The organism is Vibrio chagasii (assembly GCF_002954585.1).
In the GTDB taxonomy this organism is placed as follows: Bacteria; Pseudomonadota; Gammaproteobacteria; order Enterobacterales; family Vibrionaceae; genus Vibrio; species Vibrio chagasii_A.
This window is the reverse complement of sequence record NZ_MSCI01000002.1, coordinates 1,179,366-1,204,274: the sequence shown is the minus strand read 5'-3', so window position 1 is coordinate 1,204,274 and position 24,909 is coordinate 1,179,366. Positions and strand designations below refer to the sequence as shown.

Here is a 24,909-nt window from a genome sequence, read left to right as displayed (position 1 = left end):
TAACACAATGCCATCATTTGACATTATCTCTGAAGTAGAAGCAGTAGAACTACGTAACGCTGTAGACAATGCTAACCGTGAACTATCGACTCGTTTCGATTTCCGCGGTGTTGACGCAAGCTTTGACTACAAAGATGAGTCGGTAAAACTGACTGCTCAAGACGATTTCCAGCTTAAGCAAATGCGCGATATTCTTCGTAGCAATCTAACGAAGCGCAATGTTGACCCTAACGCGATGGAAGCAAAAACAGCAGATCAAACAGGTCGCACTTGGCACCAAACGGTTATCTTTAAGCAAGGTATCGAAACTGATGTTGCAAAGAAAATCGTTAAGCTAATTAAAGACAACAAGATTAAGGTTCAGGCGTCTATTCAAGGTGAAAAAGTGCGTGTAACAGGTAAGAAGCGTGACGATCTACAAGCTGTAATGGCACTAGTTCGTAACGGTGAGCTTGGTCAACCTTTCCAATTCGATAACTTCCGCGACTAATTGGGATTGAGCAACCACGTTTAACCGTTGCTCTATCGCAGTCACAATTCGTGTTCGAAATAGCAAAAAGCCACTTCCAGCGAAGTGGCTTTTTATTTATCTGGCTGTTTCGTTAAGCATATCCCCAACCAACAATGAAAATGCCTAGACGGATATGACTCCTATAAGCGCCATACTTATTAGCTTCAGCTTAAAATCTTGGCAGAAGAGAGCTTCAAGTCTTTTCCTACCAAAAGGTTAAATTCAACACTCGCTGGTGGGATGAACACACATACTCTTAAGTTTTCAGCTTTTGCTTGCTCAAGCTTAGTCGAGAGTTCTCCGCTATTAGCATAGCTTTCTCTTTCAGCATCACGACGACACAGGTCCACGTATTCAAATGGGCACTCTTTGGGAGCCAGTACCAGCTCAGCTTCCTGCATCAAGCGTAACGCCTTCATGGACAACAACTCGACATCTTGTTCAAATTCGATCCAAGTGACCAGCCCTTCGCTATCAACGCCTTCTGTCAGTGCTTGTTGGTAATGCGCTTCTAATTGCTCTCTATCCGTTACCTGCTCGATAAAACTGGATGATAAAAAGCGCTCCCAAAACTTGCGACGTTCATCGACGGTAGGAAACGACTCTTTGATCGAGTTGCGTTTTGATGCACCAAAGTCAGCGAGAAGACCGATATTCTGAGGTAATACTGTTTCGAGTTTTTCTCTAATATTTCTCACCAAAACAGGTGATGCACCACCGCTGGAGATCGCAATTTGGATTCTTCCACGATTTATCATTGAAGGTGTAATGAAGTCGCAGTATGGCAAATCATCAACCACGTTGACTAAAATACCCAGTTTCTTTGCATCATTATACACTTGATGATTCAAACTAGGGTTGTCTGTAGTAGCCCATACTTGAAGGTATTCTTTAGAGATGATTTGTGACGAGTAAAAGTTTTGCACCCAGTGAAGTTTGTTCTCATCAACAAGCTGTTGTAAGTAAGGTGCTACCTTGGGAGAAACTAAAGTGACATCCGCGCCAGCTCGCAGCAAGCTGTCCACTTTACGGCAAGCAACCTCACCACCACCGACCACGAGAATAGGCTTATTCTCTACATCCAAAAACATTGGGAAATAACGCATGTTCTTCCTTGAGATGACTTCAATAACTATTCAACCATGCTACCAAATTTGGAGCATATTAATAACTATCGAAGTGCAATAAAAATATTTATTGACCAAATTTCAATCTTTTTTAAGTTTAATCTTTCACCATTGTGAGATTCATTCAGGATTTTTATCTAGTCTATTATCAATATAAAAATCTAAATCTTGTTGCACCAACAGTGTGAACCCTTGCACTATTTACATTCAGTTAACATTTGGTCATTCTAAATGTGTTCGGATTTGTGATTTCATTCAAAAATCTTTTTAAATTATACATTTGTGAAACTACAGATCCTTTCCTAACCTTATAAACAGTTGATTAAATCGCACACAGTTTCATTTGCAAAATGCAACTCGTTTGATTTGAACAACAAGGTCATAGAAAACGCAACACATATAGAAAAACTCAAATGAGCACGAGTATCAGGTGTCACCTGGTTAACAAGGAAGGATACAAATGACAAATAAACTAACACTTCTTGCTTCAGTAGTAGCTGCATCAACTGCGATGATGGCAACATCAGCATCAGCGGCAGAAAGCACTCTGGACAAAGTCACATCTCAAGGCTTCTTAACTTGTGGTGTAAGTACAGGTCTTCCAGGGTTCTCTAACCCAAACTCAAAAGGTGAATGGGAAGGAATCGATGTTGAGTATTGTCAAGCTCTTGCAGCTGCTGTACTCGGTGACAAGACTAAAGTTAAGTATGTACCTCTAACAGCAAAAGAGCGTTTCACTGCGCTTCAATCTGGCGAAATCGACGTACTGTCTCGTAACACAACATGGACACTGCATCGTGACACGGCTCTAGGTCTGAACTTCGTAGGCGTTAACTACTACGATGGTCAAGGCTTCATGGTTAAGAAAGATCTTGGCCTAACCAGCGCTTTAGAACTTGATGGCGCTTCTGTATGTGTTCAATCAGGTACAACGACTGAGCTAAACCTAGCCGATTACTTCCGTAATAACGGCATGTCTTACAAACCAGTGGTATTTGATACTGCAGCACAAACATCTAAAGGTTTCGACGCGGGTCGTTGTGATGTGCTTACAACTGACCAATCTGGTCTATACGCGCTTCGCTTAAACCTAGCTGATCCAAAATCTGCACAAGTACTTCCTGAAATCATCTCTAAAGAGCCTCTAGGTCCAGTTGTACGTCAAGATGATGACAAATGGTTCAACGTTGCTAAGTGGACACTTTCAGCAATGGTTAATGCGGAAGAGTACGGCATCTCTTCTAAAAATGCTGACGAAATGCTTAAGTCAAAAGATCCAAACATCAAGCGTATTCTTGGTGTAGACGGTCCTAAAGGTAAAGGCCTTGGCATTCGTGACGACTGGGGTTACCAAATCATCAAGCAAGTTGGTAACTACGGTGAGAGTTTCGAGCGTACTGTTGGCACAGGTTCTCCACTTCAAATCGATCGTGGTGTAAATGCGTTATGGAATGCGGGCGGCTTTATGTACGCTCCACCAATCCGTTAATAGCACACGACGTGATTACTTGTTCGTAAACGTTGCTATCAAGCCTTTTAGCTCGATAGCAACAACCCGAAAATGAATAATTGAGTAACACGATTTAGGGCGGTTTTTCCGCCCTAAATATTAAATGGATTTGAGGTTATTGCAGTATGAAACCTAACAACACTCTTACTCCTTCCCAGGAAAAGCCCGAGGCTAAAAGTGCTAACCTGTTATACAACCCGACTTTTCGATCTGTTGTTTTCCAGATCATCGCCATCGGAGCACTTGGCGCCTTCTTCTATACTATCGTAAACAACGCCCTTACTAACCTGGAAGCCCGAGGCATCGCCACTGGTTTTGACTTTTTAAGTCAAGAGGCTGGTTTTGGTATCGGCCTTACCCTCGTCGAGTATGACGAAACCTTCTCATATGGTCGAACTTTCGTTGTCGGCTTATTAAACACCGCTTTGGTATCGGTACTAGGTATTATTCTAGCCACGGTACTTGGTTTCACTATGGGCGTCGCTCGACTGTCATCTAACTGGTTAGTGAGCCGTTTTGCAGCGGTATACATTGAAATCTTCCGAAATATCCCACTACTACTTCAAATCTTCTTTTGGTATTTCGCGGTTCTTCAAGCTCTCCCATCGGCAAGAAAAAGTCTCAGTTTGGGCGAAGCTATCTTCCTAAATGTGCGTGGCCTTTACCTGCCTGCTCCTGTTCTTGAACAAGGAAGCAGCTTCGTTATCGGCGCGTTAATTGTTGGCATCATTGCCACCATCATCATTAATATTTGGGCTAACAACAAACAGAAACTGACGGGGCAACAAACCCCAATGCTTCGAATCGCATTGAGCTTGATCGTTGGCCTACCTTTGGTTGTCTACTTTGTTCTTGGCATGCCAATCTCGGCGGAATATCCAGAGTTGAAAGGCTTTAACTTCAGAGGTGGTATCAGCATCATCCCTGAATTGGCTGCTCTTGTATTAGCCTTGAGCATCTATACGGCATCTTTTATCGCAGAGATCGTTCGTTCTGGTATTAATGCGGTTAGCCACGGTCAAACAGAAGCTGCGATGTCTCTAGGTCTTCCTCGAGCTCGCACATTAAAACTGGTTATTATTCCTCAAGCGCTGCGAATCATCATTCCGCCGCTAACTAGCCAATATTTAAACCTCACTAAGAACTCTTCGTTAGCAATGGCTATTGGCTACCCTGACTTAGTTTCTGTGTTTGCAGGTACGACTCTCAACCAAACAGGTCAAGCAATCGAGATTATTGCCATGACCATGGGTGTATACCTAACGCTAAGCTTATTGACCTCTGCGTTAATGAATATCTATAACCGTAAAGTAGCATTGGTGGAGAGATAATATGAGCACACATCAATTTCAACCGGATCTTCCACCTCCCGCTAATACCGTTGGTGTAGTCGGTTGGTTAAGAAAGAATCTCTTTAATGGGCCAATCAACAGTATCGTTACCGTTGTTCTAGGTTACACTGCTTTCTCACTACTCTGGACAACATTCGATTGGGCTTTCCTAAATGCAGACTGGGTCGGAACAACTCGTGATGCTTGTACTAGCGAAGGGGCTTGCTGGGTGTTCATCAGCGTTCGTTGGGATCAGTTCATGTATGGCTTCTACCCAGAGGCTGAACTATGGCGCCCTCGCCTTTTCTACGCAACATTGGCTATCTTTGTCGCGCTACTAGCCTACGAGAAAACACCGAAACGCACTTGGATTTGGTTATTCTTCGTAAACATCTACCCATTCATCATTGCTGGCTTGCTATACGGCGGTGTATTTGGATTGGAAGTGGTTGATACGCACAAATGGGGTGGCTTGCTTGTTACGCTTATCATTGCGTTAGTGGGTATCGTTGTATCACTGCCAATTGGTGTTGCATTGGCGCTTGGCCGTCGCTCTGAAATGCCGATCATCCGTAGTATTTGTACGGTGTACATCGAAATTTGGCGTGGTGTTCCACTGATTACGGTGCTGTTCATGGCATCTGTAATGCTGCCACTATTCCTTACTGCGGGTTCTGAGACCGATAAGTTATTCCGTGCGCTGGTAGGTGTGGTTCTATTTAGTGCTGCTTATATGGCCGAGGTAATTCGAGGTGGCCTGCAAGCTATTCCAAAAGGTCAATACGAAGCTGCAGATGCTCTTGGTCTGACCTATTGGAAAAAGATGGGGCTGATTATTCTTCCTCAAGCGCTGAAAATCACAATCCCATCAATCGTGAACACATTCATTGGCTTGTTCAAAGATACCAGTCTGGTACTTATCATCGGTATGTTCGATGTACTGGGTATTGGTCAAGCGGCGAACACCGACCCTGAGTGGTTAGGCTTCGCAACAGAAAGTTATGTATTTGTCGCGTTAGTGTTCTGGGTGTTCTGTTTTGGCATGTCGAGATACTCGATATGGCTAGAAAACAGACTTCACACCGGTCACAAACGGTAGTTAATAAGATCAAGGACGTATTATGACGCAACAACTAAACCCAGAATCGCAAGAGTTGATGATTGAACTTAAAGACATGAACAAGTGGTACGGTGAGTTCCACGTTCTTAAGAACATCAACTTAGAAGTTAAAAAAGGCGAGAAAATCGTTATCTGTGGCCCTTCTGGCTCAGGTAAATCGACTATGATTCGCTGTATCAATAGACTGGAAGAGCATCAGAAGGGACGCATCTTTGTGTCCGGTAATGAGCTGACTGAAGATCTAAAAAACATCGAAGCCGTTCGTCGTGACGTTGGCATGTGTTTCCAGCACTTCAATCTATTTCCGCACCTTACGGTACTAGAGAACTGCACCCTAGCCCCTATCTGGGTGAAAAAGATGCCGAAAGAAGAAGCTGAAGCGATTGCGATGAAATACCTGGAACGTGTAAAGATACCAGAGCAAGCAGACAAGTTCCCAGGTCAACTTTCTGGTGGTCAGCAACAGCGTGTAGCGATTGCACGTTCTCTATGTATGAACCCACAAGTCATGCTGTTTGATGAACCAACATCAGCGCTCGATCCAGAAATGGTTCGTGAAGTTCTAGATGTTATGGTTGAGCTGGCAGAAGAAGGCATGACCATGCTTTGTGTAACGCACGAGATGGGCTTTGCTAAGGAGGTAGCCGATAGGGTTATCTTCATGGATGCTGGGGAAATCATTGAAGAGAACAACCCTGTCGACTTCTTTGAAAATCCGCAGTCCGACAGAACTCAAAACTTCTTGAGTCAAATCTTACACCATTAATGTGTTATGATGCATAATTAAGAGAGGCGGCTTAGGTCGCCTTTTTATTTTTCAAATTGATAGATGGTTTATAGAAGGATATAAATAGGTAACGCAAGTATAAAGGTTAAACATCGGGTGTTCGTGGCACTTTGATATCCGTATAAGACATACTTTGTTACACCTTCAGAATTACTTAACCAGCTATTTTGATTATTATTTTAAGTATACAAGTGGACTGTAAGACTTGATTTTTCGAACTTTCAGCCCCATAAATGTACTAATAACTATTGAAGTCACCTTACGAGGAAGATTATGAACAGCCCTATGTTTTCACGCACAGCATCTCAAGAAAGTGCTCTGCAAACCAATAAAGTGTTGCGTAATACCTACGCACTACTGTCTATGACACTACTTTGGTCTGCTGTTGTAGCAGGCGTATCTATGGTGATGAACCTTCCTCGTCCTGGTCTTATCATGATGCTAGTTGGTTTCTACGGCCTACTTTTCCTAACAGAAAAGAACCGTGACAACAGCATGGGTCTAGTCTTTACGTTCCTGTTCACAGGTTTCCTAGGCTACACCATCGGTCCAATCTTAAACATGTACGTTGGCGCAGGCATGGGTGATGTTATCCTAACTGCTCTAGGCGGCACGGCACTAGCATTCATGGGTGCATCTGCTTACGCTCTTACTACTAAGCGTGACCTATCTTTCCTAAACGGTATGCTACTAGCAGGTTTCGTCGTGCTACTTGTAGGTATGGTTGCAAATATCTTCCTACAAATGCCACTTCTGTCATTAGCAATGAGCGGTATGTTCATCCTGTTCTCGACCGGTGTAATTTTGCTAACAACGCAAAACATCATCCGTGGCGGTGAAACTAACTACATCTCTGCGACAGTTAGCCTATATGTATCAATCTACAACATCTTCATCAGCCTACTAAGCATCCTAGGCATTATGGGCAGCGACGACTAATCACTCGCCTAATTGAAGAATATCTAGCCCAAGAGCCTATCTCTTGGGCTTTTTTGTATCTATAGGATCAATATTTATCAAGATCACTATGATATCTATTGAGAAAGGTAAACTTGGTCATGTACCCTATCCAAATAGTTAATTGGATTCTGGACTAAACATGTTTGAATATAACGGCAAGCAAATCGAAACCGACGCTCAAGGCTACCTATTGGATTACACACAATGGGAAGAAGGTATGATTGAAATTCTTGCACAAGATGAAGCCATTGAGCTTACGGAAGCACACCTAGAAGTCGTGCATTTTGTAAGGAGCTTTTACGAAGAGTTCAACACTTCCCCTGCGGTTCGCATGCTTGTTAAAGCGATGGAAAAAGCCCACGGCCCTGAAAAAGGCAACAGTAAATACCTGTTCAAATTATTCAAAAAAGGCCCAGCGAAACAAGCGACTAAACTCGCAGGCTTACCTAAGCCAGCAAAGTGTCTGTAACAACAGATTACTGACTAGCTCAATCAAATACTGTAGTCAGTTAGCTACAGTATTTGAAACTCCCCGATACGCACATTGCGCTTTTCATCTTCTCCCACCCTTTGCTTAACCACATTGTCTACCGATGCGCTAGCAGGACCTACTTGCAACCATTGGTATAGCTTGTCTACTTGGCCACTTTCGCCAACAGCCAACACTTCAACTCGACCATCATTTAAGTTCTTAGCGTAACCTGAAATGGCTAACTTCTGAGCTTGTCGACTGGTGTGATATCGAAAGCCAACACACTGAACTACGCCTGATACGACAAATATAGATTGTGAATTTTTCATAACGTTGCCTCATAAATTATATGAATGATATAGTTGAGAATCTATTCATTCACCGCTTATTGGTGGACTTACTTCGAGTATAACGATTATGAAAGAAATCCCATTTCGTTGGATTGATAAATATCTCATTCACCTAAAAATCCAAGAAAAGTTCTATCTCCTCTTTTTATTACCTCTTCTCGCTCTTGTTATATTAGCTCTCGTTTTAGATAGTGCAGCGGATTCATTACTAGCACACCTTTATCAAGAAGAATTACTCTTAATGAAGGGGCTTATCGAAGCTGGTCAACTCACCAAGGAGCAAGTTGCTCAACTGGTTAATAGCTCCGAAACTATCTCCCTTGGTTATGGCGCAGGCTCTGTTTCAGTTATGAATGGTGCATTTAGCTTGTTTGCTAACCACGACCAAAACCTGTGGTCTGCGCTTTCAGCAACACAGATATCGATCATTGCGGTAACTCTAACTTTGATTGCACTTGGTGTTTACTACATCATGACTTTCATTGGCGGAGCAATGTTCTCAATGAACAAAGCACTGAGCACACTCGCGAATGGTGACCTAACTTGTCGTATGAACTACTTCCCTGTTCGTGATGAGTTTAGTGAAATCGCAATTACTATCGACAAGGTAGCAGAACGCGAGCAAAACATGGTGCTTTCGATTCAAGAGTCTGTTGCGCTCATGCAGCAAATCAGTTCTGACCTAAATCAGTCGACACAACAAAGTTCAGATATTTCAGGTAATCAGCAAGAACACTTGAACAGCTTAGCAAGCGCAACAGAGCAAATGGCGGCAACTATCCGAGAAGTGGCAACCCTAGCTCACGCATCAAGCTCTCAAACGATGGACGCTCGGGGTGTAGCTCAGAGTGGGCAAGTCAAAGTGTCAAATACGTTAGCGTCTATCTCTAGCTTATCTCAAGAGATCCAATCCGCATCTCAAGCCGTTGAAGAGCTGGATGCAAACGCAGCGCAAATCGATGAAGTCGTGACAACCATCAATGGTATTTCAGAGCAGACCAATCTACTTGCATTGAACGCTGCTATCGAGGCGGCTCGCGCGGGCGAGCAAGGCCGTGGTTTTGCGGTTGTTGCCGATGAAGTTCGTGCACTTGCCGGTCGAACTCAACAAGCAACGGTTGAGATCCAAAGTATGATTGAATCATTACAACGTAACAGCCAGTCGCTGACAAAGCTGATGGAAGTGACGGTGAACAACGCAAATGAAGGACAAACATTGATGTCTGAAGTAAATGTTGAGATCGGCTCGCTCGCTGAAAAGAATCAATCAATTTCTGATAGCAGTACTCAAATCGCGACGGCAGCTGAAGAGCAAGGTGTTGTTGCTGATAACATTGCACAGAGCGTCGAAGAAATTCGTCATCAATCAGATAGCATCTGTGAAATGATCAGCAAGAGTAATTCTAATATTGACCAGCTTCGTAAGCAAAGTGACACGATGGAAGGGTTATTGACAGGCCTTAAAGCATAATCTTGGTCTTTCAAAGGCAGTATTTCGAATATTACTATCTAACTGATTAAAATCATGACAAGGGCTGCTCACGTAGCCCTTTCTTATTTGCTTTTCACCTGTACTTCCCCGACAATACCCCTCCTTCAAATTCAACAAACAGAGTAAATTATGACTCCTTCTATTCATCTAGCGAAAGGCCGTGACAAATCATTACGCCGTAAACACCCATGGGTATTTTCACGCGGTATCGATAAAGTCGAGGGCGAGCCAAAACAGGGTGAAACGGTAGACGTATATGCTCACAATGGTCAGTGGTTAGCGAAGGCTGCTTACTCACCATCTTCTCAAATTCGAGCACGTGTTTGGACATTTGAAAAAGAAGAAATCAACAAAGCGTTCTTCATAAAACGAATTCAAGACGCACAATCATTACGTGAAGACATCATTGAACGTGATGGCCTAACGGGCTACCGCCTGACCGCTGCGGAATCAGACGGCTTACCAGGTATTACCATCGATAAGTATCAAGACTACTTGGTTTGCCAACTTCTCAGCGCAGGTGCTGAATTCAACAAAAACGTATTGGTAGAAGCTCTAATCGAATGCTTCCCAGACTGCAACATTTACGAGCGTTCAGATGTAGCGGTTCGTAAGAAAGAAGGCTTAGAACAGGTAGTTGGCGTTCTTCACGGTGAAGAGCCACCAAAATCTATCGTCATTGAAGAAAATGGCGTTAAGATCAGCGTAAACATCATGGAAGGCCACAAAACAGGCTTCTACATGGACCAACGTGATAGCCGTAAAGAGTCAATGAAATACGTAAAAGACAAAGATGTCCTTAACTGTTTCTCGTACACTGGTGGTTTTGGCCTGTACGCGCTTAAAGGTGACGCGAAGCGCGTTATCAACGCTGACGTATCTCAACTCGCACTTGATACAGCCAAATTCAATGCTGAACTTAACGAGTTTGATATCTCTAAGAAGCGTGCTGTATTCCTTAATGCCGACGTATTCAAGCTACTGCGTGAGTACCGTGACCAAGGTACTAAGTTCGACGTTGTGATCATGGACCCACCAAAGTTTGTTTCAAGTAAAAACAACCTAACGTCAGGTGCAAACGGCTATAAAGATGTAAACATGTTAGCGATGCAGATCCTAAAACCAGGCGGTACGCTACTCACCTACTCTTGCTCTGGCCTAATGGGTACAGACCTATTCCAAAAGATCATCGCTGATGCAGCCATTGACGCTGGCAGAACCGTTAAGTTCGTCGAGCGCTTCGAGCAAGCCGCTGACCATTTAACAGACACGGCTTACCCTGAAGGCTTCTACCTAAAAGGCTTTGCTTGTAAGGTGCTTTAAGCTATCTAGTTTTAAATTACTACTTAATAAAAAAGGGCCTTTCGGCCCTTTTTTATTATTGGTCTGGTAACTGTTTGAACAACTGGTTCATCAGGTCGTTCAATTGTTGCCCAGTCACCTCTCCTGAGCTCAAGCCAGAAACCTGGTTAGCTGCCCCATCAAGGACGATCGTTTGTGTATCTCCTGTATTACCTGCCGATTCCGAAATCGTAATAACTAAGTCGTTTCCAGAAGCCTTTTCAATAACAATATGCTCTAATAGATCACTCATCGTATTCTCATTCGGTAGTAACTGAGAAATATCTAAGTGGTCTTCATCAAGGGTAAAGTCAGTTATTGTATCGACATCATTCTGGAATGGTTGATCAACCCACTGGAACAAATCGTCACCATCATCCCCTGTTAAGATATCGTCACCAATACCGCCAATAAGAATGTCGTCATCACCTTCACCTCTCAAGTGATCGTCGCCTGTTCCACCAATAACAATATCCCTGCCACTACCAGCACGAATATAATCATTTTCAGAACCACCATACAAATAATCGTCACCAGAACCACCTGATATCAGATCGATGCCGGCTTCACCCAAAATCACATCATTACCAGAGCCGCCCTGACCAACATCAGCCCAACTCGGCGCTACATAAGGTGATTCTAGTGTGCCATCTTCAGAATCTCCTTGATAAATTTGAGAAGCATCTGCCTCTACAAACTCTTCGGCGTCTTGAACATCGAATGCCGCATTACTGCCACTATCTCCTAAGTGAATAATGTCGTTGAAATCGCCACCTTCAACATGATCATTATCGCCACCTGTTACAATTAAATCGGAGTTGTCAGTAAGCTGAGGATTTTGTTGCCCTCGCTCAACTTTTACACCATTAACCGTTATGGAAGGTTCTGGCTGACTTTGCCAATTGTCGCCATGATTACTTGAAACAATCCCTTGTGGCATATATACCGCATTTATACCGTTTCCGTCAGATATTGTGTTACCGCTATGCGCTGTTATCGAAACCGACATAGTAGCGCTATCACTATTTCCATTTTTATCCGTTGCAGTGTATGAAATTTCAACGACATCACCGGCATTAGCATTATCACTAGGTACGAACAACACTTGTCCATCAACGATTGAAACTTGGCCGAGCGCTGGATTTAGTAATGTTACGCTTGATAGAGTCAAAATCGATGTCAAAGCATGTGGGTTGTAGTCATTTGCCAATACATCAATCAACACCGGAACCAATTCCGTAGTAGACACGTCATCGTCATTAGCTTCCATCACCGGAGCTTTTATATTGAAAGTCATATTACTGCTACTAATATCCCCATCGTTATCTGACAACTCATAGTCGAAATCCAACGAAATATCTGAGTCCACGACTGCAGCAAAGAATTGATAAGAGCCTGTGGCCATATCCAAAACCAATGTGTGACTATCATCAATAAATATAGAAACTTGGCTTCCGTCTATCGCCGTACTCACACCAGAATCAAAACCAGAAACAGAGGCCTCTACACCATTATAACTGACCGTCACCCCACCAAAGGTAACTTCAGATACGTAGCCACCATCTGCACCGAAACCACTTATGGAGCCATTGCTACCATCGTTAACCACTTGACCGGATATAGGATCGACGACCGATTGCAAAATAATAGGAGGAAGCTGAGTAATATCAGGAACTACGACAGCTCCGATCTCGCTATCGGTAGCACCATTGTATGCTATATCCTCTAGGTAAGTGATTGGCACGGCTTCACCCATACCGTAAGCAAGTGCCGTAATGTCATTGGAATCTACAAAGCTCTCCCAACTCGATTTTTCAGAATCTGTTAGGCTACCGCCAGAGTTTGGTGCACCGTCAGACAAGAAATAAGTTATGTTTGATGGATTACCATCGACCTTTCCAGTGTCATCCCAGTAATCCATAGCCGCATCAATAGCAGTGTCGTAATAAGTCGCGCCGCCAGCAGCCAAGTTATCTATCAAGTCAATAGCTTCTGTCACAGACATCCAACTCGTACCGCTTGCTCCATTTTGCGCATCAGAAGTACCTGAGAATGTGACTATTTGTACTTGTGTAACACCTAAGCTTTGGTACTCGCTAAGTAACTGCTTTGCCGCATCTTGCATAATGGATAGACGAGATTCATTAGTCACCGTCGAACTACCAGTTACTGAATCCCAGGCCATCGATCCAGATACATCTAAAATAAGCTGTACGTTTGCTCCCGCCTTAGCAGAAGGCTGTAAATCATTAATTATTGGCCGCGCAATTGGAGTATCGTCAGCAATAGAGAGTGATATAGTACCGGTTTGACTGCCGTTGCTGTTCGACGCCACTACCCCAATATCGATCGACATTTGGTCTAGCTGTGTATTGCCATCCAAATGATCAACGGGTCCACTCAAACTTAAGTCATAGTTACCGGCATCATCGATAGTCGCAGTTAAAATTACTGACCCGTTGACAGTACCAACAAGCGTTTGCCCAGCGTTCGAAGAAATCCAAGTAATACCATGCCCATTAGATGTGTAGCTTTCAGAAGGTTCCTGCAAAATAATACTGTCAGCGTAGAGTACGGCTATATTCCCCACAACAGCTTGTGTCGCACTAGCGTCTTCAGACACATCACGCAAGACACTAGTCACTTCAGGGGAAGGCTTCACGATAGATTCCGTCTCAATCGTAACTTGCGCTGTTGAACTCTCTAAGTCACTAGAGTCTTCTGCTTTGTAATCAATAGTCTCTGTAACTTTTGCATCAACTACCTCAACGCCTTTAAAGGTAATATTTGAATTTCTATTAGGGTTCGATGATCCATCTTGAGTTGTGAAAACTCTTAGTTCAGTAAACGGAATAAACCCACCATTACCATCAGGAATCGAGACATTAACTGTGGCATTACCGCTAGAATCAATGGATAACGTATACTCGTCGCCGAAATTGGAATTGTTTTCAGTATTGAAGTTGAACGTACCAACAACGTTACCATCAGAGTCCAATGCAACAACGTTAATCTCACCGTCAGCGCTACTGTTAGGGTTGTAATTCCCATAAACGCTACCGAAATCTAGATTAGCAGACAAAATTTCCGCACCACTATTCCCAAAATCGACAGAAATGAATTCTTTCGAGGTTACGTCAAGTTCGCTACTTCCGTTCTTACTTGTTGATACACCAAAACCATCTTCTACACTATAGCCATCGTAATTCAAGTAAACCCCAGGGTTACTAACTACATCGTTACCAACAGGTGAACTTCCCGTGTATGTACCAGCAGAAATCGAAATAAGATCGTTAAAATAAGAAATCGATGTGCTTCCGTTTGATGTATCAATATCAGAAGCAAGATCAGATGCACTAAAGCTAAGTTGGTCAGCAATATCTGCATCTAAAACATATTCAAAATTGTCAGCATCACCATACTCTTGTCCAACCACAACCTCAGTTTTAGTACCATCATCTGCCACTTCATATAGTGTACCAAAGATAGGATCACTCTCGACGATAACCGAAGTTTCAATTCCCGCCGCGTCATCCTCTTCATCGCTTGTATGTGGTGCGAAATCAACAGATGTTACGCAGTCGACAGTTGTTTCCGTGAAGTTATCTGCCTCTGGGCCATCATTTTGAGCGTTATAAGTTGGTGTATCGCTGTCAACCGCCGTCGCATTGTCGCTATCGGTCGCCGTTAGGCTCACCGCTGGCAGTGTCTCGCCTGCATTCACCGCGTCAACACCCGCTTGCGTCAGTACCACATCGGTGCCGCTGATCGCGTAGTAACCATCGGTGTTTGTGCCCGGCGTGAAGGCCACACTTGGTGTGCCGTCTTCTTCATCCGACGCCGTGAACGTCGCCACCACGGTATCTACCGCCGCGTCGTTTTCATTGAACGCTGCCTCTGCCACCACATCGATGGTTGGGCCGTCATTGATTTCCTCCACACCAACATCAACAGTAATAGTGTCTGTTCCGCCACTTCCATCGCTAACAACAACAGTGAAGCTATCATTACCGTTGTAATTTTCGTTTGGTGTGTAAGTCCAGTTTCCGTTTTCATCGACAACGACGGTGCCGTTGGATGGATCAGTGCCTTTAGAGAAGTTTAATGAATCACCATCAGTGTCTAATGCTGATAAGCTACCGCTGACTGGAGTATCTTCGTCGGTAGTTGCAGAAATACTATCGCCGAGTGGATTGCCATTGGCGTCTGTGATGATTGGCGTGTCGTTGGTTGGGTTAACACCAACATTTACGGTGATCGTATCAGTACCGCCTTGGCCATCGGATACTATGACAGAGAAACTATCCTCACCATTGAAGTCATCGTTTGGAGTGTAAGTCCAGCTTCCGTCACTGTTTAAAACAACTGAGCCGTTGTCGGGAGATTGTGACAAGCTAAACGTAAGAGCATCATTATCGTCGTCAGAAGCCCTTAATGTACCGCTAACAGGGGTATCTTCATCCGTTGTGAAAGGGACAGAATCTCCGACAACGACATTGTTAGCATCTGTAAATAGAGGGGCGCTATTAGATTCAGTTGAAGATTCTGAGATAGAACGATAGGCATCAAGAAGGCTTAAACTTTGAGTGCGGGACATGCCCAACGCTTCGAAGCCTTCGGTTACGAACTCGGTATCAGGGATAGTTTCTTCACCATCTCGCTCAATGGTACCGCTGGTGCCTGGACTTGAACCATTTTGACCAGCAGCGGTTGCGAACTCTTCACCTAATTCTGCAGGGTCTTGACCTTCTTCTAAGGCTGCAAATACATCAGCAATATCTTGGTCGAGTTCAATCTCACCATCCTCTGGTGAGAATCGCTTCGCGGAAACTTCAGGGCTATTTGATTCATTAAGAGATTCTAAGATGACATCTCCCGCCTGAAGTGACTCACCTTCTTCTAGGACTTTAATCGTGCCATCTGTTGAAATAACAATGCGCTGGCCCAGTGCTAGTGCACCAGCCAAATTCAAAGTCGTCATGTCCATATTAACCCCTAAAACCCATCTTTTGTCATCGACGTCAAAATAGTGACATCTTTTTATAATATTAGTTAGAATATAACACCTACAAACACATCATTCATAGTTATGATTCCATTATTTAACAACCTTAAATGCAAGTTAATGACAATGCTCACAACAAGTAACAATTCAGGTGTCTAAAACATCAATATAAGTTATTGTGTTAGCGAAAGATAATTCGAATACAAATAAAAGATTTCAGTGCTCAAAATCAAAATAAAACGCACGATGATCGGTTAACAAATTTACAACTATTTACGTCAGCTTCTAGAGCGAACGTTATTTTTTTGGCGGTTCACCTAAATTTTGTGTCTTTATCAAGTAAAGCTCAGATTTTGGTGCCAGTCCATTTGGGGAGATGGAAATTGAATTGCACTCAAGTAACAACATTAGGATTAGCAATAGCATTAAGCTTGCCCGCTAGTGCACAAACCTTAGAACAGGCCGTAGCATTTACTTTAGAAAGTAACCCTGAAATCAAAAGTGCTTACAACGAGTATATTAGTAAACGTTACTTGAATGATGCATCAGGGGGAGCCTATCGACCAAGTATCGATTTAGATGGAGGTATTGGTTATGAACATACTGATCTCGCGACCAACCAAGACACCACCGACCTAACACGAAAAGAAGCAACGATTACGTTAACCCAATTGATATGGGATGGGGCTAATATGTCAAATGACATCGATCGTACTGCGGCTGACGCTGAGTCTGTGCGCTATCAACTGTTATCTAACGCCCAGGACATAGCACTTGAAGTAACAAAAGTGTATCTTGACGCAGTTAAAGCTTATGAAGTTCTTTCTCTCTCAGAAAGCAACTTAGCGACACACAAAGAGATATACAGTGATATTCGTAAGCGCGTGGAGTCAGGAATTGGCTCGACAGCAGATATGTCTCAAGTAGAAGCTCGTATTGCAAAAGCACATGGCAACCTACTGGCGGCTCAAAATAACCTGTTTGATACCCATACTCAATTCAAGCGACTTGTTGGTCAATCTCCACTAGGTCTCACCTTCCCTCGCGCTGATGCGGGAGCTATTCCATACACAATCGATGGTGCATTGGCAAAAGCATTCAATCAACACCCGGTAATCAAGATAGCGCAAGCCGACGTTGACTCTGCAAAGTTTCAATATAAGCAATCGAAAAGCACTAACTACCCAACCGTGTCTTTTGAGGCCGCTCAAACCTGGCGTGATGATGCCGGTGGTACAGAAGGCAGTAGTGATGAGTTCTCTGCAATGGTTCGCTTGAGGTACAACCTTTACAACGGTGGTTCAGATCAAGACCGCGCTGAAAGTGCAGCCTACCAACTGAATAAAGCCAAAGATCTCCGTGAAAGCACTTATCGCAATGTCGAAGAGAGTTTGCGCCTTTCCTGGAGTGCGCTTGACCTAACCGTTCAACAAAAAGAGTTCCTATCTGATCACGTAGACTCGGCATCAGATACCGTTATCTCCTATGAGAAGCAGTATCGCATCGGTAAACGTACCCTTCTCGATTTGCTTAACACCGAGAATGAATTGTTTGAAGCTCGTAAAGGCTATTTAGATGCCAAGTATGACGAGCAATACGCAAAATATCGCGTGATGAACGCAACTGGCAATCTACTTACCGGCTTACGAGTTGAGATCCCTGAAGAATGGAATGAAAAGGTGGAATATTAATGAAGCTAACAAACACGGTTTTATCGCTTTGCTTCGTGGTTGTATCTACCCATGCTTTAGCTGACAACAATGAGGATGAATTTGAGTATCGTGCGCTTCCGCCTGTCACTCAAATTTACGATCTGCAAGATGACGACAACGATGGCGTTATCAATGCGCGTGATCTGTGTGCTGATACGCAGATTGGTGCAGAAATAGATAACGACGGTTGTGGTTCATATTTCGAGTCGTCGGAGAAGAAAGAGCTCCATATACTCTTCGCTAATAACTCTACAGAAATTAACCCAGCTTTCCTTAACCAGATACGCCAGATGGCTGCCTTTTTGAAGCGTTACGAAAGCACCACTATTGAATTGCAAGGTTACGCCAGTAAGGTAGGTAATGCCGAACATAATCTAAAGTTGTCAAAAGAGCGTGCTGCCAACGCTAGACGCGCACTTATCAGTAACGGCATTCAACCTTCTAGAGTCAACATCGTTGGCCATGGTGATGTTGAGTTCAGTAGTAATGACACTGAAATTAACCACGCACTTCACCGTAAAGTCGTTGCTTCTGTTGCCGGGTTTAAAGGAAATATCAAAGAAGAGTGGCACATCTTCACTAAGATTAAGAAGTAACTGTCGTCGCACCTAACCATACTGAAACGTTATCTTAAGTTAACGTTTCAGTATGGTGATAATTCCTTGAATAGCATGTACCTAAGCCGTCTATAATGTTAATCTTGCCACGTTATCAATATAGAGAATTAATCCATGAGCAAACTAACAGCTGATACTCAAGCAAATCTAGAACTTTTCGTTTCTGAAACTCAAGAAACTAAACTGGTATGGGGCCTTCGCAACGAAGAAGGTTGGCTAGCATGTGACTCAAGTGAATTCGAAAATAGCGAAGTGATGCCTTTCTGGTCTTCAAAAGAAGATGCTCAAACTCACAACGTTGAAGAGTGGGCTGACTTTGAAGTACTAGAAATCCCGCTAGACATCTTTGTAGAAGATTGGCTACTAACTCTTGCTGAAGATGGCGTACTAGTAGGTGTTAACTGGAACGAATCTCTAGAAGGCAAAGAGCTTGAGCCTTCTGACCTAGCGAAATTATACATCTAATTTCAAATATCGGCCGTACGAATCGTGCGGCCGATATCTCTGATAAAACTGAATAAATTAGAGATCTAGTTCGCAATACCTCTCACAAACACCCCTCAAAATTTGAAGCAAGATCAAACTAATCATAGAATTTCGTTCTTTATCCTGATTGATAGTTCCTTGTGACTCGTTCGATTTTTTTTAGCTTTATGTTCTTGGTTAGCTTTGCGATCCACAGCCAACCAGTCACTCCAAGTCGCTCTTCAGACTCATCTATCACTTTGCCAAATACGGCTGGTATCGACACTCCAAATGCTGATTGGAATGCACTCTATCTCACGACATTGAGCTACTCTCCTTCCCGTGCACTTACCATGCTTCAAACACGCTACATGAGTACAAACTCGTATGGAGAAAAGCTCTACCTTTCAGGTCTGTTATATCAATACATGAGCGAGCGAGATCAACCATTTTATGGCATTGCATCTAACGACAGTGAGTATCAAGCCATAGAGCAAGCGTTTGTTGCCGCGCTCGTTGAAGACAGCCAAGGACAGTATGAGCTCGCACAACAACGCTTCCTAATGCTGTTAGCAAAAATGCAATCTCGTAGCGATTCAACCGGCAAAGCACTGCTCAAGTACCAATTATGTCGCTCCCTAAACGAACAAGCTAAATATCACCAAGCAAACTACTATTGCTCAGGGCTTGAATCCGACTTACATGATGCCATCGATCCTGTGCTGCCCAAGTTCATTACTTATCGGGTCATCGCTAACAATCATCATTTTCGCAGTGACTACCATACAGCGTTAAATGCCTATCTCTCTTTGATCAAGGCATTTCCAAAAGGACATGATATCTCTGGGGTTTACAACGATATTGGTAACTTACTCAAAGAGCTAAAACAGTATGAAAAATCAACTCAATACCTAGAGGAAGCGCTTGCCCTTAGAGCTGATGCTTCCGGCCTAATGAAGGCTCAGGTTCATCACAGCCTTGCTGATCTCTATTTAAACCAAAGCCAAAGCGACTTAGCGATTCATCATTTTGAAAAAGCGCAGAAATTACTAAGAGAATCATCCCATAACTACGGCATGGCACTCACTAGCTTAGGGTTAGGTAAAGCTTATACGCAAACACAAAAGTATGATTTAGCGCGAAGCTATTTAGTAGAGTCACTCGAGGCTGCCAATGAGTTGAACAATGACGGGATTCGTATCAATGCTTATCTGGCAGTCAGTGATATGTTCGAAGAGAAGAAGCTCATGGCTGAGGCACTTAATTATGCCGAGCAAGCTTTGAAGTTAGCGGAGCAGATATCAAGACACAAATACACAGCTCAAGCTCTGCTTCAATTATCTGAGATACACAAAGCACTTGATGATTACCAACAAGCGTTTATCTATTATCAACGATATGCATCCATTCAAATGGAGGCGCGAGATACAGACAACCGACTCGCACTCGAAGCGCTCGATATTGCTCATATCAAATATGAACAAGAACTAGAGAGATCCTTATTGCTACACCAAGCGAACATTGATCGCCTTCATATCGAAAAAATGGAGCGCCAACGCTGGGTTTACAACATCATTGTGATTCTGTTGTTATGTGGTGCGAGTTTTATGGTATTCGCGAATAGAACAATTCGCTCAAAAGCTGCGATTGACTCTATGACCAAAGCGTACAACAGAACTGAAATCATAAGACGAATTAAACAGGTCAAGCGTTCTCAAGAAACGAATAAGCAGCATGTTCTAATCTTATTAGACTTAGATAAGTTTAAGAAAATCAATGATGAACATGGTCACCCAACTGGGGACAGAGCACTCGTCCACATTAGCAGACAAATCAGAAAACACTTGGTGAGCGGAGAGTTGTTTGGTCGCTTGGGTGGTGAAGAATTTGTAATAATGCTGACAGACACCACTCCATCGGAAGTAAGAGAACGAGTCGAAGAGTTACACTATGTAATCTCAAGCACCGTTTTTCTATCAGAAAGTAAAAAGCCACTTAATGTAACCGCGAGTTTTGCTTACTTAGCAACCTCAAACGCATTAAGTGACTTCGATGAGCTCTATTCAGTGCTTGACCAAGCTCTATATCAGGCAAAAAGTAACGGCCGAAACTGCATTATTGATGCGTATAACGACCCCATTGACCTGCCTGAGATTATTTATTCTCAGCCTGCTTTCGAACCAATTCAGCCATAATAGATTCGCGATCACCTAGGTAGTCATTGAGACCAACTTTTCTCAGCTCACATGCCGGGCAATCGCCACAGCCATCGCCTATGATACCGTTGTAACAAGTCAGGGTTTTATTACGCACAAGCTCAAGTGCTGAGTATTGATCGGCTAAGGCCCAAGTTTCAGCCTTGTTTAGCCACATTAATGGCGTTTTAATATCCAGCTGCTTGTCCATACCTTGTACTAACGCAGAGTTCATCGCTTTTACAAAGTCATTACGACAATCAGGGTAACCAGAGAAATCTGTTTCACATACACCAGTAATCACCGTTTCTGCGCCAATTTGATATGCGTAAATACCAGCAAGCGTTAAGAACAGAATGTTACGACCAGGGACAAACGAATTCGGTAAACCGTTCTCTTGCAGTTCATGAGAAACAGGAATATCGTCACGAGTTAAAGAGCTGATAGCTAGCTCGTTTAATAGAGTCACATCCATCACTTTGTGCGCCTTCACGCCTAACTCTTTAGCCAATGATTCAGCGACTTCAATCTCGAGTTTATGACGCTGACCATAGTCAAACGTAATCGCATGAACTTCATCATACTCTTTTAGTGCTTGAACTAGACACGTGGTTGAGTCTTGACCACCACTAAATACTACAACTGTTTTTTTCATTTCCATTCCTACTTAAAACTGACGAGCTTTCTACAACGGGTAAGCACTCTACAAAGTCACGAACTATGCGATGCTCAAGTACTTATGAGTTTGAATTGATAAGCGCCAATTGCGCTCAATGCAGGTATCAATACAAAGCTTCGTCGCACGATCTTTTTGGCTAATTGGTTGTAGAGCAATCACAGTCTCGTTAGATACTTCTGCTCGTTCCAGTAAACCATCAAGTTGCTCGATGTCCTTACCTGTTCCTACTGGGTGCTTAATTTCGTTAGCACGCTGCAAAGCACTGTCTAAGATTTCCAGTTTCGCTTTCATTGCCACCTTAGGTGACACCGTAACCCAAGTGTCTGGTGTTGCTTTTACTTCTGATGTACCGCTAGTCTCAATTTGGCAGCGACAGCCGTGTTTCTCAAATGCTTCAGTAAGAGGGACAAGATCATAAATGCATGGCTCACCACCCGTAATCACAATGTGTTTAGCGGTGTAACCTTGCTTAATGTATTCATTCACGATTCCTTGAGCATCAATAGAAGACCAAGTCGGTGAATCTTCTGTCTTAACCATAATATCACCAAGGCTCGTCTCGTCTTCTGGAAAAGCTTCCCATGTCTGTTTGGTATCACACCAAGAACAGCCTACAGGGCAAATTTGCAAACGAACAAAAACAGCAGGAACGCCGGTAAACACGCCCTCACCCTGGATGGTTTCAAACATTTCGTTAATCTTGTACAACTTTCCCTCAGCTCAATCATTTGATGAAATTAATCAACCGCAGACCTTAAAGCACTTGCCTCTTTTGGTCAAACAAATGAGTACTGATAAATCACTTGATCAAAGCCCTAGCCTAGCGTTTCAAGTTCCCTTATCCTTTCGCCCATTAGATTTCGTTAGCTTTTTATTTTTAGTAAGGATCAACATGTACAAACTGATCGCTCTTGATATGGACGGTACGCTGCTCAACAGTGATAAAGTAATTTCTCAAGAGAACAAAGACGCAATAGCCAAGGCTCGTGCTGCCGGTGTGAAGGTCGTTCTAGCTTCTGGCCGCCCTTTAGAAGGTATGCAGAGTAAACTCGATGAGCTTTCAATTAACGGCGAGGATGACTTTGTACTCTTCTACAATGGCTCTATGGTTCAGAATGTATCAACAAAAGAGATCATTCATAGCGAGATCAGTAATGGTAAAGCGGCAAAAGAAATCGCAGCACTTGCCGAGCAGCTTGGTGGCTATGTCCATGCATTCAGTAAAGTTCATGGCTTAATTACACCTGAGAACAACGAATACACCGGCATTGAAGCACGTATTAACGGCTTAGAGATTACCGAGTTCGATTTTTCTCAGTTGGAAGACGACCACGAAATCATTAAAACCATGATTGTTGCTGAGCCGACGAAACTGACAGATATCATCAGCAAATTGCCACAAGAGCTTAAGAATCAGTTTACGATTGTGCAGAGTGCACCTTTCTTCTTAGAGTTCCTAAATCCGAACTCAAACAAAGGTGTCGGTATTGAAGCCATTGCCAAACACTTAGGCATTACAGCCGAAGAAGTGATCTGTATGGGCGATGCTGAAAATGACCACCATATGCTGGAATACGCGGGCCTTGGCATTGCAATGGACAACGCGATGGAAGAAACCAAGAAAATCGCTGATCATATCACCGCAAGCAACGACAAACATGGTGTAGCGGTCGCGATCGAAAAGTTCATCTTCAACTCTTAACGATTAGATGCCATATCATAGATACTAAAAAGGCTGTGCACTGCACAGCCTTTTTTATTTAACAGTTCATTGCTATTTTCTTGCCCAAGGCAAACGAAATGCCACTACACCAAACAAAATCAAGATAGGGAAACGAAGCGTATCGACGACAAATGAAGCGATACCACTAAATGAAACAAAGCTCCCAGCCCAGCTAATCAACAGATTTCCCGCTAACAACATCACCATAACACCAAGCACGATCTTAAATGAGAACTGACCGGTTAAAGGTTTAGAATCCGTTAACGTTACCAAGCAAGCGATGGTCATTAAAATAGCGACCCAGAATGAGAACGTTGGCAATGGCCAGATAACCGTAAGTACGATTGATAGCAGGCATAGGCCCCACCACACGCCTTTGGAACTCAATAGCATACTAATATCAACATCGGGTTTACTATCTAGTCTTACTATATGCCAAGTCGTTAAGGCGCCTAACAAACCACCCATCAAAACATCGCTGAAAAACGCACTACCTGTGTAAGCTTTGAAAAGCATAATCCAAAGTAGCCCAGCAAGTACTATCAGTATCGATTTATGTTCGAAGAGACGTTTCAACTTCCACAACACCAACAAAGTCAAACTCACCCATAGCGCTGCCAACAAACTTGGAAAACTGTAACCACTGCTCATAACTAACTTTAATGTTGGAAGATAAGCGTGTGGGCGTGGGAAACCAAACCCTTGTTGCGCTATCAAAGTCAGCAGTGTCACCGATATCAAAGTGAAACCGAACTTCAACGCAAAATTGCGACCAAAATGCCAAGCGATTAATGGCAAGATCACAATGAAAGCCCATGGTTTTGCGAGTAGATCGGTCAATAAAACCGTATTAGAAAAAATACTAGGTAGGTTATCGAACATGTTTTGCAGCGAAACAATCCAACCTAGTTCAACTTGATGAACTTTTGGTGCTGCACCCACCAGCTCCGTTACATAAGTCACAGGTTGGTTTGTCGCCGAAAGAAACAGATCATTAATCTCAGACCACTGTTCAGGGTAGCGGTATTGATTTGCTGGCAATGCTGTCGGAGGAAGTAACATCGCCCTACTCACTTCCACTCCATAATGAGGAGCGAACCAAATAGGAAGCTCAAAGCCACCCAACTCATTTCGAGCTTGATAGCTGATGACTTCTGAATCAGAGATGCAATCATAAATAACGGCACTGTCGGTGTAACCGAGTACATCACCAACCGTTACAGATAGCCCTGCTTCTTCCCAAGTTTCACGTTGCGCTGCAATAGCGGGATCTTCACCAGAAACAACAGTGCCTCCCGGTAAAGACAATTGCCCAGTGATCAACTCATCAACCAACACAATTTGGTTATCAGCGCGTACTACACACAATGCGCCCGCAATATGATCGGGCAAGATTTTGTTCGCCCAAACGGAAGTAGTACTCAACAGAGAAAGAATAAGAACCAATAGATATCGAATAACCAACGAATTTACCTACAAATAATGGAAGAAATTGAGACTGCTATCGCAGTT

At 43.3% G+C, this 24,909-nt stretch carries 20 protein-coding genes; 14 read left to right on the top strand and 6 right to left on the bottom strand.

Features of this window, described 5'->3' with window-relative positions:
* Positions 1-7 precede the first annotated feature (7 nt).
* A complete protein-coding gene (locus BTO10_RS13520) occupies positions 8-490 on the top strand; it encodes a YajQ family cyclic di-GMP-binding protein (RefSeq protein WP_105024851.1) in 483 nt (160 codons plus the stop codon).
* Positions 491-675: 185 nt separating this feature from the next.
* On the opposite strand, the gene BTO10_RS13515 is transcribed toward BTO10_RS13520, so the two are convergent.
* Entirely contained in the window at positions 676-1,617 is a 942-nt protein-coding gene (locus BTO10_RS13515) for a precorrin-2 dehydrogenase/sirohydrochlorin ferrochelatase family protein (RefSeq protein ID WP_105024850.1), read from the bottom strand.
* Positions 1,618-2,098: 481 nt separating this feature from the next.
* Between BTO10_RS13515 and BTO10_RS13510 the strand changes: the two genes are divergently transcribed.
* The 6 genes from BTO10_RS13510 (at position 2,099) to BTO10_RS13485 (ending at position 7,815) form a co-directional block, all read left to right on the top strand.
* Positions 2,099-3,127, top strand: a complete 1,029-nt coding sequence (locus tag BTO10_RS13510; protein ID WP_004742333.1) for an amino acid ABC transporter substrate-binding protein — start codon at positions 2,099-2,101, stop codon at positions 3,125-3,127.
* Positions 3,128-3,273: 146 nt separating this feature from the next.
* Complete coding sequence (locus BTO10_RS13505; protein WP_105024849.1) at positions 3,274-4,479, top strand: amino acid ABC transporter permease; 1,206 nt, start codon at positions 3,274-3,276, stop codon at positions 4,477-4,479.
* Position 4,480: 1 nt separating this feature from the next.
* Positions 4,481-5,578, top strand: a complete 1,098-nt coding sequence (locus BTO10_RS13500) for an amino acid ABC transporter permease (RefSeq protein WP_105024848.1) — start codon at positions 4,481-4,483, stop codon at positions 5,576-5,578.
* Positions 5,579-5,600: 22 nt separating this feature from the next.
* Entirely contained in the window at positions 5,601-6,365 is a 765-nt protein-coding gene (locus BTO10_RS13495) for an amino acid ABC transporter ATP-binding protein (protein WP_105024847.1), read from the top strand.
* 294 nt (positions 6,366-6,659) lie between these two features.
* A complete protein-coding gene (locus BTO10_RS13490; RefSeq protein WP_105024846.1) occupies positions 6,660-7,325 on the top strand; it encodes a Bax inhibitor-1/YccA family protein in 666 nt (221 codons plus the stop codon).
* A gap of 160 nt (positions 7,326-7,485) precedes the next feature.
* Positions 7,486-7,815: a TusE/DsrC/DsvC family sulfur relay protein gene (locus BTO10_RS13485; protein ID WP_008223499.1), complete on the top strand. Its 330-nt coding sequence runs from the start codon at positions 7,486-7,488 to the stop codon at positions 7,813-7,815.
* Positions 7,816-7,859: 44 nt separating this feature from the next.
* Here BTO10_RS13485 and yccX read toward each other — a convergent pair whose 3' ends face one another.
* Positions 7,860-8,147 (bottom strand): acylphosphatase, encoded by a 288-nt coding sequence (gene yccX, locus BTO10_RS13480; protein WP_105024845.1) that lies wholly within the window; start codon positions 8,145-8,147, stop codon positions 7,860-7,862.
* A gap of 88 nt (positions 8,148-8,235) precedes the next feature.
* Here yccX and BTO10_RS13475 point away from each other — a divergent pair, with 88 nt between their 5' ends.
* Complete coding sequence (locus BTO10_RS13475; RefSeq protein ID WP_105024844.1) at positions 8,236-9,639, top strand: methyl-accepting chemotaxis protein; 1,404 nt, start codon at positions 8,236-8,238, stop codon at positions 9,637-9,639.
* Positions 9,640-9,789: 150 nt separating this feature from the next.
* Positions 9,790-10,983 (top strand): class I SAM-dependent methyltransferase, encoded by a 1,194-nt coding sequence (locus BTO10_RS13470; protein ID WP_004742341.1) that lies wholly within the window; start codon positions 9,790-9,792, stop codon positions 10,981-10,983.
* 55 nt (positions 10,984-11,038) lie between these two features.
* Here BTO10_RS13470 and BTO10_RS13465 read toward each other — a convergent pair whose 3' ends face one another.
* Entirely contained in the window at positions 11,039-15,988 is a 4,950-nt protein-coding gene (locus BTO10_RS13465; RefSeq protein WP_105024843.1) for an Ig-like domain-containing protein, read from the bottom strand.
* A gap of 401 nt (positions 15,989-16,389) precedes the next feature.
* Between BTO10_RS13465 and BTO10_RS13460 the strand changes: the two genes are divergently transcribed.
* From BTO10_RS13460 to BTO10_RS13445, 4 genes are all read left to right on the top strand, one after another.
* Positions 16,390-17,697, top strand: coding sequence for a TolC family outer membrane protein (locus tag BTO10_RS13460; protein ID WP_105024842.1), 1,308 nt, complete (start codon positions 16,390-16,392; stop codon positions 17,695-17,697).
* Positions 17,697-18,314 (top strand): OmpA family protein, encoded by a 618-nt coding sequence (locus BTO10_RS13455; protein ID WP_105024841.1) that lies wholly within the window; start codon positions 17,697-17,699, stop codon positions 18,312-18,314. Before BTO10_RS13460 ends, BTO10_RS13455 begins: the two co-directional genes overlap by 1 nt.
* 135 nt (positions 18,315-18,449) lie before the next feature.
* A complete protein-coding gene (locus tag BTO10_RS13450; protein ID WP_004738289.1) occupies positions 18,450-18,800 on the top strand; it encodes a DUF2750 domain-containing protein in 351 nt (116 codons plus the stop codon).
* A 161-nt stretch (positions 18,801-18,961) separates the two neighbouring features.
* Positions 18,962-20,995 (top strand): GGDEF domain-containing protein, encoded by a 2,034-nt coding sequence (locus BTO10_RS13445; RefSeq protein WP_105024840.1) that lies wholly within the window; start codon positions 18,962-18,964, stop codon positions 20,993-20,995.
* Here BTO10_RS13445 and queC read toward each other — a convergent pair.
* Together queC and queE are read right to left on the bottom strand one after the other, a co-directional pair.
* Positions 20,955-21,650 (bottom strand): 7-cyano-7-deazaguanine synthase QueC, encoded by a 696-nt coding sequence (gene queC / locus BTO10_RS13440; RefSeq protein ID WP_004738292.1) that lies wholly within the window; start codon positions 21,648-21,650, stop codon positions 20,955-20,957. The genes BTO10_RS13445 and queC overlap by 41 nt on opposite strands.
* A 63-nt stretch (positions 21,651-21,713) precedes the next feature.
* A complete protein-coding gene (gene queE, locus BTO10_RS13435; protein WP_308736828.1) occupies positions 21,714-22,382 on the bottom strand; it encodes a 7-carboxy-7-deazaguanine synthase QueE in 669 nt (222 codons plus the stop codon).
* A 184-nt stretch (positions 22,383-22,566) separates the two neighbouring features.
* Between queE and BTO10_RS13430 the strand changes: the two genes are divergently transcribed.
* Positions 22,567-23,376: a Cof-type HAD-IIB family hydrolase gene (locus BTO10_RS13430; protein ID WP_105024838.1), complete on the top strand. Its 810-nt coding sequence runs from the start codon at positions 22,567-22,569 to the stop codon at positions 23,374-23,376.
* 72 nt (positions 23,377-23,448) lie between these two features.
* Here BTO10_RS13430 and BTO10_RS13425 read toward each other — a convergent pair whose 3' ends face one another.
* The gene (locus BTO10_RS13425; RefSeq protein ID WP_105024837.1) at positions 23,449-24,861 is read right to left on the bottom strand and encodes a bifunctional NUDIX hydrolase/phosphatase PAP2 family protein; all 1,413 of its coding nucleotides are present in this window, start codon (positions 24,859-24,861) and stop codon (positions 23,449-23,451) included.
* Between the last annotated feature and the right edge of the window lie 48 nt (positions 24,862-24,909).

Coding starts and splice junctions, on each gene's coding strand:
- BTO10_RS13520 (WP_105024851.1), top strand. CDS start 8: ATGCCATCATTTGACATTATCTCTGAAGTAGAAGCAGTAGAACTACGT.
- BTO10_RS13475 (WP_105024844.1), top strand. CDS start 8,236: ATGAAAGAAATCCCATTTCGTTGGATTGATAAATATCTCATTCACCTA.
- queC (WP_004738292.1), bottom strand. CDS start 21,650: ATGAAAAAAACAGTTGTAGTATTTAGTGGTGGTCAAGACTCAACCACG.
- BTO10_RS13485 (WP_008223499.1), top strand. CDS start 7,486: ATGTTTGAATATAACGGCAAGCAAATCGAAACCGACGCTCAAGGCTAC.
- BTO10_RS13455 (WP_105024841.1), top strand. CDS start 17,697: ATGAAGCTAACAAACACGGTTTTATCGCTTTGCTTCGTGGTTGTATCT.
- BTO10_RS13505 (WP_105024849.1), top strand. CDS start 3,274: ATGAAACCTAACAACACTCTTACTCCTTCCCAGGAAAAGCCCGAGGCT.
- BTO10_RS13430 (WP_105024838.1), top strand. CDS start 22,567: ATGTACAAACTGATCGCTCTTGATATGGACGGTACGCTGCTCAACAGT.
- BTO10_RS13450 (WP_004738289.1), top strand. CDS start 18,450: ATGAGCAAACTAACAGCTGATACTCAAGCAAATCTAGAACTTTTCGTT.
- BTO10_RS13490 (WP_105024846.1), top strand. CDS start 6,660: ATGAACAGCCCTATGTTTTCACGCACAGCATCTCAAGAAAGTGCTCTG.
- BTO10_RS13510 (WP_004742333.1), top strand. CDS start 2,099: ATGACAAATAAACTAACACTTCTTGCTTCAGTAGTAGCTGCATCAACT.
- BTO10_RS13515 (WP_105024850.1), bottom strand. CDS start 1,617: ATGCGTTATTTCCCAATGTTTTTGGATGTAGAGAATAAGCCTATTCTC.
- BTO10_RS13470 (WP_004742341.1), top strand. CDS start 9,790: ATGACTCCTTCTATTCATCTAGCGAAAGGCCGTGACAAATCATTACGC.
- BTO10_RS13500 (WP_105024848.1), top strand. CDS start 4,481: ATGAGCACACATCAATTTCAACCGGATCTTCCACCTCCCGCTAATACC.
- BTO10_RS13465 (WP_105024843.1), bottom strand. CDS start 15,988: ATGGACATGACGACTTTGAATTTGGCTGGTGCACTAGCACTGGGCCAG.
- yccX (WP_105024845.1), bottom strand. CDS start 8,147: ATGAAAAATTCACAATCTATATTTGTCGTATCAGGCGTAGTTCAGTGT.
- BTO10_RS13495 (WP_105024847.1), top strand. CDS start 5,601: ATGACGCAACAACTAAACCCAGAATCGCAAGAGTTGATGATTGAACTT.